At 67.0% G+C, this 11,562-nt stretch carries 11 protein-coding genes; 8 read left to right on the top strand and 3 right to left on the bottom strand.

The window, feature by feature from the left end; translation table 11 throughout:
* The first annotated feature begins 112 nt into the window (after positions 1-112).
* Positions 113-1,324 carry a helix-turn-helix domain-containing protein gene (locus tag WAL33_RS15385; protein WP_422182397.1) on the top strand — a complete coding sequence of 404 codons (1,212 nt, stop codon included), beginning with the start codon at positions 113-115 and terminating at the stop codon, positions 1,322-1,324.
* Between the two features lie 58 nt (positions 1,325-1,382).
* Here WAL33_RS15385 and WAL33_RS15380 read toward each other — a convergent pair whose 3' ends face one another.
* On the bottom strand, positions 1,383-3,656 hold the full coding sequence (locus WAL33_RS15380) for an NADP-dependent malic enzyme (protein WP_422182396.1): 2,274 nt from the start codon (positions 3,654-3,656) through the stop codon (positions 1,383-1,385).
* Positions 3,657-3,910: 254 nt separating this feature from the next.
* On the opposite strand from WAL33_RS15380, the gene dapB reads away from it, so the two are divergent.
* The 7 genes from dapB to WAL33_RS15345 all read left to right on the top strand — a co-directional run bounded on the left by dapB (position 3,911) and on the right by WAL33_RS15345 (position 10,528).
* Positions 3,911-4,723: a 4-hydroxy-tetrahydrodipicolinate reductase gene (dapB, locus tag WAL33_RS15375; RefSeq protein ID WP_422182395.1), complete on the top strand. Its 813-nt coding sequence runs from the start codon at positions 3,911-3,913 to the stop codon at positions 4,721-4,723.
* Positions 4,724-4,763: 40 nt separating this feature from the next.
* On the top strand, positions 4,764-8,084 hold the full coding sequence (locus WAL33_RS15370; RefSeq protein ID WP_422182394.1) for an intermembrane phospholipid transport protein YdbH family protein: 3,321 nt from the start codon (positions 4,764-4,766) through the stop codon (positions 8,082-8,084).
* A gap of 35 nt (positions 8,085-8,119) precedes the next feature.
* A complete protein-coding gene (locus WAL33_RS15365; protein WP_422182393.1) occupies positions 8,120-8,296 on the top strand; it encodes a YnbE family lipoprotein in 177 nt (58 codons plus the stop codon).
* A 13-nt stretch (positions 8,297-8,309) separates the two neighbouring features.
* Positions 8,310-8,672 (top strand): YdbL family protein, encoded by a 363-nt coding sequence (locus WAL33_RS15360; protein WP_422182392.1) that lies wholly within the window; start codon positions 8,310-8,312, stop codon positions 8,670-8,672.
* Between the two features lie 277 nt (positions 8,673-8,949).
* Positions 8,950-9,375, top strand: coding sequence for an Hsp20 family protein (locus tag WAL33_RS15355; protein ID WP_422182391.1), 426 nt, complete (start codon positions 8,950-8,952; stop codon positions 9,373-9,375).
* Between the two features lie 101 nt (positions 9,376-9,476).
* Positions 9,477-9,746, top strand: a complete 270-nt coding sequence (locus tag WAL33_RS15350) for a DUF1150 family protein (protein WP_422182390.1) — start codon at positions 9,477-9,479, stop codon at positions 9,744-9,746.
* Between the two features lie 164 nt (positions 9,747-9,910).
* A complete protein-coding gene (locus WAL33_RS15345; RefSeq protein WP_422182389.1) occupies positions 9,911-10,528 on the top strand; it encodes a peptidylprolyl isomerase in 618 nt (205 codons plus the stop codon).
* Between the two features lie 8 nt (positions 10,529-10,536).
* Here the strand turns inward: WAL33_RS15345 and WAL33_RS15340 are convergent, their stop codons facing one another.
* Positions 10,537-11,007 (bottom strand): PTS sugar transporter subunit IIA, encoded by a 471-nt coding sequence (locus WAL33_RS15340; protein WP_422182388.1) that lies wholly within the window; start codon positions 11,005-11,007, stop codon positions 10,537-10,539.
* Between the two features lie 84 nt (positions 11,008-11,091).
* Positions 11,092-11,562 (bottom strand): sigma 54 modulation/S30EA ribosomal C-terminal domain-containing protein (locus WAL33_RS15335; protein WP_422182387.1); only part of this gene is annotated, 471 nt, incomplete at its 5' end.

The raw sequence follows: 11,562 nt of genomic DNA, 5'->3' as shown, positions 1-11,562 counted from the left end.
CGCGCCGCGCCGCCGCGACGCGGTCGCCGGAGGCGATCCTTGACACGGTCAGACCCCAGAGCTCCCCTTCCACCAAGGGTTTCAGGACGTGGCGTCATCCGCTGAGGGGCGGATGGAGGCCGAACATAGGCGCAAGCCGGGAGGGATTGCCGTGATCAAATCGGAATTGTCAGGTCGGGTTGCGGCTTTAGTTCGGGCCAAGGCACCGGAATCGGCAACTTTGGAATACAAGTCTCAGATGTATTCGGCCACCGAAGGCGGCAGAAAAGAATTTGCGAAAGATCTTAGCGGATTTGCCAACCGAGACGGCGGCCTTATATTGATAGGAATACGAGAAAAGGACGGAAACTTCGAAGAAGCAATCGGCGTTCCGATCGAAGAAATAGACAATGCGATCCAGTGGCTGGAATCAGTAGCTAGGAGCGGTGTAACACCCCATATTCCAGGTTTAGGGTTCAGTGCCATTGAGACTGAAGGTTGCCAAGTATTGGTAGCCTCCATACCTCGGGGCAGTGATCAGCCTTACGAAGTTGCTTCTGCGGGCACTCGATTCTTCGTTCGAGATGAAAGATCGGTTCGGACCATGTCGCGCGAGGAAATAAAATTCGCTGTCCGCCGAGAAGCTGACCTATTCACCCGCGTTGGCGAGTTCGTCGATGAACGATGGGAGCGTTTCATCGGTCGATCTTATGATCTTTCGCAGCGCCTTTCAGCCGAACAGCATGGCGCATTATTGATTGTGACGCCGATATTCGATGAAACATTTACATTCAGATTTAATCTTCCAAAAGTAATCGAAATATTACCTCATTATACGTCTTTTGATTTACATAGTGGGTCGAGTCCGCGCCCGAGATTGGATGGAATAGAATATACATATACGGGAATTGATGATTTCTTTCCGGGATATACACGTATATATCGACACGGAATAATAGAAGTCGCTGACGGATACGTTACAGGAAGACGTGAAGGTCGGCCCCTGCCCGGTCTTGTGTTAATGAAAAGCCTCATAGCGTCAGTGAAATCAGCCGTAGAAGCCTCAAGGAAAGTGACTGGTGCGGATCTTTATACGGTTGATTTCAGGATCAAAACCGCTTTTGGCACAGATATCGCGTTCTTTAATGACCCATTCGGTCGTGGACGAAATAAGGTGGATCGAGAATACCTTATATTCGACAGACAAACCGTATCCTATGCGGATGATATAAATACCAACATGCCATATATATTGAAGCCCTTGCTGGATCAAATATGGCAAGCGTTTGGCTATGTTTCCTGCGGATACTTCGACCAGCAAGAAAAATATGTGGAACCCAGATAGGCGTAGTTCAACATCCTAAAAGGTGCGGACGGGAAGGGGTCCCCCTACTCCACCGCCCCTACCCCTCCGTCCCCTCGTACGCCGCCATCATCGCCATATTCAGAATCTTCGACACCGACGCGCTCAACGGCGCGATCTGGATCGACTTCGACAGGCCCAGCAGCACCGGCCCAATCACCGTCGCGCCCCCGAGCGACTGCACCAGCTTCGTCGCGATCGAAGCCGAGTGGATGGCCGGCATGACCAGGATGTTGGCGCTGTCGGTCAGGCGCATGAACGGGTAGTTGGCGCGCTTTTCCGGGTCCAGCGCCAGTTCGGGCGGCATTTCGCCCTCGTATTCGAAGTCGACGTCCATCTCGTCGAGCATGGCCACGGCCTCGCGCACCTTGTCCGAGCGCTCGCCCATCGGGTTGCCGAAGGTGGAATAGCTCATGAAGGCCACGCGCGGCTTGAAGCCCAGGCGCTTGACGGCGCGGGCGGCTTCGCAGGCGATCTCGACCAGCTCGTCGGCGTCGGGCAGTTCGGTGACGTTGGTGTCGGCCACGAAGACGGTGCGGCCCTTGGCCAGCACCACCGACATGCCCATGATCCGGCCGCCGGGGGCCGGATCGACGACGCGCAGCACCTCTTCCAGGGCCTGGTCGAAGCTGCGGGTGACGCCGGTGACCATGCCGTCGGCCTCGCCCAGGGTGACCATCGAGGCGGCGAAGCTGTTGCGGTCCTGGTTGATCAGGCGCTGGACGTCGCGCTTCAGATAGCCCTCGCGCTGCAGGCGGATGTAGAGGGCGTCGACATAGTCGGGATTGCGGTCGCTGAGGCGGGCGTTGATGATCTCCAGCCCGGCGGTGTCGGGGTCCAGGCCCACCACGCGCATGTTCTCGGCCACCAGGTTCTCGCGGCCGCACAGGATGGCCTTGCCGTAGCCGCCGGTCTGGTAGGCGTAGGCGGCGCGGATCACCGAGGGGTCCTCGCCCTCGGCGAACACGATCGTCTTGGGATTGGCCAGCACCGCCCCGCTGATCTTCTGCAGGAAGCCGGCGGTGGGATCCAGGCGCTGGGCCAGGCCCGCGCGATAGGCGTCCATGTCGGCGATCGGCTTGCGGGCCACGCCGGTGTCCATCGCCGCCTGGGCGACGAACGGCGGCACGTACCAGATCAGGCGCGGGTCGAAGGCCGAGGGGATGATGTATTGCGGGCCGAACTTCAGCTGGCGGCCGTGATAGGCGGCGGCGACCTCGTCGGGCACGTCCTCGCGGGCCAGCATGGCCAGGGCGTTGGCGCAGGCGATCTTCATCTCATGGTTCACGCGACGGGCCCGCACGTCCAGGGCGCCGCGGAAGATGTAGGGAAAGCCCAGGACGTTGTTGACCTGGTTGGGATAGTCGCTGCGGCCGGTGCCCATGATCGCGTCCTTGCGGATCGCATGGACCTCTTCCGGCGTGATCTCCGGGTCCGGATTGGCCATGGCGAAGATGACCGGGTTGGGGGCCATGCTGGCGATCATCTGGGGCGTGAAGGCGCCTTTCGCCGAGAGGCCAAGAAGCACGTCGGCGCCGACCACGGCCTCGGCCAGGGTGCGCAGCGGGGTGTCGACCGCGTGGGCGCTCTTCCACTGGTTCATGCCCTCGGTGCGGCCCTGGTAGAGGACGCCCTTGCTGTCGACGGCGATGACGTTCTCGGGCCGCACGCCCATGGCCTTGATCAGCTCCAGCGAGGCGATGCCGGCCGCGCCGGGGCCGTTGAGCACGACCTTGACGTCCTCCAGCTTCTTGCCGGTGATGTGGCAGGCGTTGATCAGGCCGGCGGCGCAGATGATCGCCGTGCCGTGCTGGTCGTCGTGGAACACCGGGATGTCGAGCAGCTCCTGCAGCTCGGTCTCGATGCGGAAGCACTCGGGGCTCTTGATGTCCTCCAGATTGATGCCGCCGAACGTGATCCCGATGTTCTTGACCACCGTGATGATCTCGTCGGCGTCCTTGGAGCTGATCTCGATGTCGATGCTGTCGACGTCGCCGAAGCGCTTGAACAGGACGCTCTTGCCTTCCATCACCGGCTTGGAGGCCAGGGCCCCCAGGTCGCCCAGGCCCAGGATCGCGGTCCCGTTGGAGATCACCGCCACCAGGTTGCCCTTGGAGGTGTATTCGTAGGCCATGTCCGGGTCGGCGGCGATGGCGTGGACGGGGACGGCGACGCCGGGGGAATAGGCCAGGGAGAGGTCGCGCTGGGTGGCCATCGGCTTGGTCGGCACGATGGCGATCTTCCCGGGGGTGGGATAGCGGTGGAAATTCAGCGCTTCCTCGTCCGTGAAGGTCTTCTTTTCCGCGTCGCTCATGGCGCGTTCCCCTGCTTCGTCACACGATGATGGAGGCGCCGAACGATGCGACGCGCCCTTATGGGGCCGCACCGTAGCGACCGGGCGGGGGCGTAACAACCTCGGACGCTTGAAGTTTTTCGACGCAAACGCTTGTTCTAGCTGGATTTGCGCCTGACCAGCGTTGTCATCGGGTCATGCCGTAGGGGGACTTTGTCTTGACCTGAGGGGGCGGGTCGGGAGACTACCGCGCGCGTCATCCCGGGGAGATCGCCTTGAGCCAGAACGACTTAGCTCCGTCCAAAGGTACCGTTACCATTGCTCTGGCGGGCGCCCTTGGCCGGATGGGTCAGGCCCTGGCGCGGACCTTGGACGGTCGATCCGACGCGGTGATCGTCGGACGATTTGATCGGCCCGGCGCGGTCGGTGACGATCTCGTCGCGCCCGATGTCGCCCTGAAGGCCGCCGAGGTGGTCATCGACTTCACGATTCCCGAGGCTTCCGTGGCCCTGGCCGAGGCCGCCGCCCTCCTTTCTGGAAGAGATGGCAGCGGGCCCGCCCTGGTCATCGGCTCGACCGGCTTTTCCGACGCGCAGAACGCCCGCATCGCGGCGGCGGCGACCAAGGTCGCCATCGTCAAGTCGGGCAACTATTCGCTGGGCGTCAACATGCTGATGGGCCTGGTCCGGCAGGCCGCCGCCGCCCTGCCCGCCGCCGATTGGGACGTGGAGGTCCATGAGGCCCACCACAGGCGCAAGATCGACGCCCCTTCGGGCACGGCCCTGATGCTGGGCCAGGCGGCCGCCGACGGGCGCGGCGTGGGGCTGGATCAGGTGGCCGACCGCGGCCGCGACGGCGTCACCGGTCCGCGCCGGGAAGGGGCCATCGGCTTTTCCGTGGTGCGCGGCGGCGGGATCATCGGCGAGCACAGCGTGATCTTCGCCGGCGAGGAAGAGGTGCTGACCCTGTCGCATTCGGCCACCGACCGGGGCCTGTTCGCGCGGGGCGCGGTGGCGGCCGCCTTGTGGGTCAAGGGCAAGCCGCCGGGCCTCTATGACATGCAGGACGTTCTAGGCTTTGCGAAGTAAGGCCTAACAATCGCCGCAGCTTACGGCATTGTGCGCCCTGATGGCCGAACAGCCCCTGTCCGAAACGAAACCCGACGCCCAGCCGTCCCCGCCCGCGTTGGAGCAGACGCGGTCGCGCCGCGCTGCGCTGATCGACGCCGGGCTGGAGGCGATGAGCCTGGCGGCCCTGGCCTTCATCGCCGTCGGCTTTTCCACCTATGCCGGCCGCCGCGAGATCAGCCGCGAACTGGCCCTGGCCTGGCTGAACGACAAGGGGATCGAGGCGACGCTGGAGCTGGACGACCTGGACGCCACCGGCTTCGCCGGCGCGATCCGCCTGGGTCCCAAGAACGCCCCGGTGTTCTCGGCCGAACGTATCGAGGTGGCCTATGACCTGGTCTCGCCCTGGACGGGCGGCGCGTTCGCGCTCAACACCCGGGCCGTGCGGCTGGTGCGGCCTCGGGTCAACGCCCGGCTGGACCAGAACGGCCTGACCTTCGGAACCCTGCAGCCGCTGATCGACGCGGCGCTGAAGTCGCCGGCCGAACCGACCACGCCGGGTCCGGCGATCCTGATCGAGGACGCCCGGGTGCTGCTGCGCACGCCCGGCGGCCCGGCCCGCCTGACCGGCGACGCCAGCCTGGACGACGGCAAGCTGCTGCGCTTCGACGGCCGGCTGGGCCCCATGCGCTACGCGACCCAAGGCCTGTCGTTCGAGACCAACGGCGCCCTGATCAAGGCCCGCAAACGCGGCGACCGGCTGAGCCTGGACGTCCAGCTGGCGGTCAAGGCCCTCAGCGCCGGACAGCTGGACCTGACCGAGGCGCAGGGCTCGCTGCAGGCCGACCTGACCTATCCGGACCTGCAGCGGCTCTCGATGGTCGGACCGGCCGAGGCGCGCCTGGCGCTGAAAGCCCGGGGCGCCGAGATCGAAGCCGCCAGCCTGGGCGGGCTGGAGGCCAATCTGGCCGTGGCCGGCCTGTTGAGCGGCGACTTCAAGCGCGGCGGCCTGACCGGCAAGACCACGCTGCACGCGCGCGGCGAGCGCCTGACCGCTCAGGGCCTGGACAGCCGCGACGTGGTCGCCGACCTGGACCTGTCGAACCTGGCCCTGACCTATGATCCGACTGGAGTGCGCGGCTCGGCTCGCACCCGCCTGGCCGCCAACGCCGACCGGGCCGTGGCCGGCGGCGCGGCCTTGTCGCGCACCTCGGTTGAGGTCCAGTCGTCCAGCCTGACCCTGGTCTCGAACGCCCAGCGCAGCTCGATCAGCGGTCCGCTGAGCGTGGCCCTGGGCGGCGGGCGGGCGGCGGCGGGCGGGATCGTGCTGTCCAGCCTGGCGGCCGACGGCGAGGGCCGGTTCTCGGTCGGGACCGACGGGATCGCCCTGGCCCTGGACGCCCATGCCGACGCCGACGGGGCCATGAGCGGTCCCGACGCCCAGCGGTTCAGCGCCGCCCTGCCCAATCCCGACTACGCCCAGGCCGCCGCCAAGGCGCTGTCCGGTTTCGGGGTCAGCGCCCCGGCCCTGAAACTGGGGATCACCGGCGGCCAGACGACGCTGTCCCTGCCCCGCCCCATCGCCCTGACCGCCGCGACCGGCGCCAAGGCCGTGCTGAGCGCGCCCGGCGGTCCTTTGCTGGCGATGCGGGACGGGGTCGGCGGCGGCCGGGCCGTGGTCGCCCTGGGCGGCGGCGGCCTGCCCGACATCAGCTTGAAGGCCCTCAATTGGCGGTCCGACCCCTCGGGCCTGACCAGCGACGTGATCGTGGCGGGGAAGCTGGACGTTCCGCCCTTGGCGGGGCTGGCGGGAACCCTGGCGGGCCGGGCCCGGCTGGCCGGCGGCGGGCTGACGGTCAGGCTGAACCGCTGCACGCCCCTGACCGCCCAGGCGATCCTGATGGGCGAGCCGCCGATCAGCGACGTGACGTTCAGCCTCTGCCCGACCGCCCAGCCGCTGCTCGTGACCGGCGACGGCCGGTGGCGGGCCTCGGGCCAGATCAAGGACGGCCAGGCCCTGGTCAATGCCGCCCAGGCGCGGGTCGAAGGGGTCAGCGCCGGCTTCGTCGCCGGCGGACGCGGTTTCGACGCCGCCCAGGTCAAGGTCACGGGCGGCCGCATCGTCGAGGCCTCGACCGAAGGCAAGCGCTTCGAGACCCTCGCCATGGTCGGCGAGGTCGACCTGGCGCGCGGCCAGTGGACCGGCGGGCTGAATGCCTCGACCCTGGACGGCCGTCCGGTCGGAACCGTGACCCTGCGCCACGACGTGGCGGCCGGCCGGGGCCAGGCCGATATCGACGCCTCCAGACTGGTCTTCGCTAAGGGCGGGCTGCAGCCCCTGGGCCTGACGCCCCTGGCCGCGGTCGCCCGCGAGGCCGAGGGCCCCGTGGCCTTCACCGGCCGCTTCGCCTGGGCCGGCGAGGTGATGACCAGCCAGGGCCGGGTCTCGACCCCGGGGCTGGATTTCAAGAGCCCGCTGGGCCAGGTCCATCGGCTGAAAGGCCAGATCGTCTTCGACAGCCTGGCCCCGCTGACCAGCCCGCCCGGCCAGGTCATGACCATCGACAGCATCGACGCCATCGTGCCGATCCAGTCGGTCCAGGCCAGCCTGGCCCTGGGCGCCGAGGCCCTGCGTCTGGAGGGCGCGACCTTCGAGGCCTCGAAGGGCAAGATCACCGTTGAACCGCTGGACCTGCCGCTGGACGGCAAGGGCGTGATCAAGGGCGTGGTCAATATCGCGGGCCTGGACCTGGGCGAAATGATCGCCGGCTCGTCCCTGGCCGACAAGATCAAGGTCGAGGCGACCATCGACGGCCGACTGCCTTTCGAGGCGGGTCCGGCCGGCCTGCGCTTCATCGACGGCAGGGTCTATGCGACCGGCCCCGGCCGCCTGTCGATCGCCCGCCAGGCCCTGACCGGGGTGGACGCGGGCCAGGGGACGGTCGACCCCAACGACCCGTTGACCGTCAAGAAGGATGTTCCGGTCAACGCCATCCAGGACTTCGCCTACCAGGCCATGGAGAACCTCAGCTTCAGCACGCTGGAGGCCAAGGTCAGCAGCACCGACAAGGGTCGCCTGGGCGTGCTGTTCCACATCAAGGGCGAGCACGATCCCAAGATCGTCGAAAAGGCCAGGATCGGCCTGATGGAGCTGCTCAACGGCAGCGCCTTCCAGCGCCGCATTCCCCTGCCCGCCAAGACGCCGGTCGACCTGACGCTGGATACGTCGTTAAACTTCGACGAACTCCTCGCGGCCTGGAGGCGTGGGTGGCAGGAAAGCGAGCCCGAAGCGCCCGTCGCGTCCGTCCCGGCTTCGATCCCATCCCCATCCCCGAGTCCGACCCCGGCGCAAGCGCCACGTTCAGACGCGGTTCAGCCTTGAACCCGCAGATTTATCGAGAACTGGAGACACCTGCCATGAAGCGCGCTCTGATCCTTCCCCTCCTCGCGGTGGGCGCCCTGGCGGCGTGCACCCCGACGGTGCGGGTCAAGGTCGACCCGATCAATATCTACGCCAAGCTGGACGCCGACGTGCGCGTGCGGCTGGACAAGGAAGTCCAGTCGCTGATCCAGCAGAACCCCAACCTGTTCTAAGAGAGGAACCGACATGATCCGCAAGACTATGACGGTCCTGGCCCTGGCCGCCTCGCTGGGCGCCGTGAGCTTCGGGGCCCTTCCCGCCCTGGCCCAATCGGCCGCCGCCAAGGCCGCCGTCGACGCCGGCAAGGCGTCCGGAACCGTGGGCGAGCAGGCCGACGGCTATCTGGGCATTGTCTCGGGCGGCGACGCGGCCCTGCGCGCCGCCGTGGCCGAGATCAACCTCGGCCGCGCGGCCGCCTACAAGGACATCGCCGCCAAGACCGGCGTCACGCCCGACGCCGCCGGCCAGGCCACCGCCAAGCAGCTCTACGCCCGCCTGGCCCCCGGCCAGTACTGGAAGCCGCTGGATGGCGGCTGGACGAAGAAGTAGGAGGCTCGCGCCTCTTAGACCCTCCCCCTATGGGGGAGGCGATCTCGAAGCGATCGGTGGGGGGAGTCTGGGCAGATGGCCGTATCGCGCCGTCGAAGCCATAGCCCTCCCCCCACCGTCGCCCTTCGGGCGACACCTCCCCCACAGGGGGAGGACCTTTGCCGCACGCCCTTGAACCCGCCCCCGCCCATCGCCACCTGAGTCTCACGTTGCGAGGCCGGGCGCCGATTTCGGGTCTGATCCTCGCGAACGAAGTCGCTTAAGCGAGGACTTCGCGATGACCCGGACGATCCTGTTCGACAGCCCCTTCCTGCTGGGCTTCGAACACACCCGAGACCTGATCGAGCGCGCGGCCAAGGCCGCCGCCGAAAGCTATCCGCCCTACAATGTCGAGCAGGGCGAGGACGGCGGGGTGCGCATCACCCTGGCCGTGGCCGGCTTCTCGCCCGACCAGCTGCATGTGACCGTCGAAGGCGGTCAGCTGGTGGTGGCCGGGCGGCGCGAGTCCGAGGGCAAGTCCGAGGTCGACAAGGCCTATCTGCATCGCGGCATCGCCGCCCGCGGCTTCCTGCGAACCTTCGTGCTGGCCGACGGCATGGAGGTCACGGCCGCCACGCTGGAGCACGGTCTGCTGCACGTGGATCTGGCCCGTCCGGAGCCCGAACGGCTGGTCCGCCGCATCCCCATCCGCTCGGCGGGCTGAGCTCAAGATCGGTCCCAGACGGTTTCCGATGACAATCCCCCGAAGCGCGGTCTGAACCGAGACGCGCCACGGGGCGTTCCTTTCCCGAAGGAGGTGGTCTTATGACACCTAATCCCGCTACCCCGTTCTTCTCCGCCGAGGCCTTCGCGGCCCTGGGCGCTCCCGACCTGGTCTATGTGCGCCCCATCAAGGCGGCGGAGATCATGGCGGATGTCCCGGTCGGCGTGTCCGACGAGGTCGACCTCTCTCCCGACCAGACGCTCTATGCGGTGTTTCGCGCCGACGGCGCGCGCCTGGCCGTCCTGACCGACAAGGACGCGGCGGTCGCCGCCGCCCTCGCCCACGAACTGGCGCCGGTCTCGGTGCACTAGACCTTCAACGGTCCATGCCGTGCGTGGTCCTCGTCCTTCGACAAGCTCAGGACGAGGACCATTGTACAGGCCCCAATCATCGAAAACCTCATCCTGAGCCTGTCGACGCGCCCCATGGGCCGCGTTAAGCAGTCCTGACCGACGGCACGGGCGAGGAAGACGGCATGAGCGACGCGAGGATCGGACGCCGGGGTTTGCTGAGCGTGGCTGGACTGCTGGTGGCGGTCCCTGCTTGGGCCGCCCAATCAACGCCTCAAGCCAAGCCGCGCGTGGCGATCCAGACCGATCATGGGACGATCGTCGTCGAGCTGGAGACCGGCAAGGCGCCGATCACGGCCGGCAATTTCCTGCGCTATGTCGACGCCCGCAAGTACGACGGCGGGACCTTCTACCGCGCCTCCAAGACCAAGGGCCTCAAGGGCGCCGGCTCGATCCAGGGCGGCCCGCCGGTGCGGGTGCGCCGCTACGCCCCCATCGCCCACGAAAGCACCCGCCTGACCGGGATCAAGCACCGGGCCGGGACCATCTCGATGGCCCGCAACACCCCCGGCAGCGCCACCTGCGACTTCTTCATCTGCGCCAGCCCCCAGCCCTATCTCGACGCTCATCCGGGCCAGGCGGGCGACAACCAGGGCTTCGCGGCCTTCGGCGGGGTGGTCCAGGGCCTGGACATCGTCAAGAAGATCCTGGCCCTGAAGGCCGACGGCCCCGCGCCCTATCCGGCCATGGCGGGCCAGATGCTCAATCCGCCGGTGAAGATCCTGAGCATGAAGCGGGTTTAGGAGCGGCCTCAGGCCGCCGTGGGCTTGCTCTCTTGGGCCTGGGTCAGCATCACGTGGACGGCGTCGGCCGAGCGGGCCTTGCGCAGCTGCTCGCGCATTTCAGGCTGGCGCATCAGCCGCGAGATGCGGGCCAGGGCCCGCAGGTGGCTGGAATCGGCGTCCTTGGGCGCGAACAGCGCCACCAGCAGGTCCACCGGCTTGTCGTCGACGGACCCGAACGCCACCGGCGTCTCCAGGCGAACGAACACCGCGCGAACCCGGTCGATGTCGGACAGTCGGGCGTGCGGAATCGCCACGCCCTGCCCCACGCCGGTCGAACCGGCGTTCTCGCGCTCGATCAGACCCTCCAGGGCGCCTTCGGAATCAACGCCGAACACGCGGCCGGCGACATCGGCGATCACGCCGAGAACCTGACGCTTGTTGGCGGCGCTGACCCGCAGGGTGACCGCGCCGGGCTCCAGTAGATCGCCGATGGTCATGGTGGGAAACTCGCTCGCAGTCGGTCGTCGCGTTTCGTCGCCACAGGTGGCCTACCGAAACGCGCCGACCGATCCGAGGTTCGATCAGCCTACGGCCGGTGCGTGCCCGTTCAGCGACTTGGTGCGTTCGGGGTCGATCCAGCCGATATTTCCGTCAGGCCGCCTGTAGACCACCGACAAACCGTCGTGGGCGGCGTTCCTAAACACGATTGCCTGGGACTCGGTCAAGTCCAGTTCCATGACCGCCATCGAAACGGTCATCACCTTCAGCGAAGCCTGGGTCTCGGCGATGAACATCGCCGCCGGGGCGCCCGACGGGTGGGCGTCCTCGGAATCCCAGTTCTCGCCGACGCCGTCGTCCTCGTCGGGCGCGCGCAGCACGTACATCGAGGCGTTTTCGGCCTGTTTGGCCGAGGCGGCGATGGAATGGCTCTTCAGCCGCCGCTTGTAGCGGCGAATCCGCGTCTCGATCTTGGCCAGGGCCGCGTCGAACGCCGCGTGGGCGTCGCCGCCGGAGCCGTGGCTCATGAGCTGCTGGCCCGAAGCCAACAAGAC

It is taken from the genome of Caulobacter sp. (assembly GCF_049283275.1).
Classification (GTDB): domain Bacteria; phylum Pseudomonadota; class Alphaproteobacteria; order Caulobacterales; family Caulobacteraceae; genus Caulobacter.
This window is presented reverse-complemented; position numbering and strand designations above follow the sequence as displayed.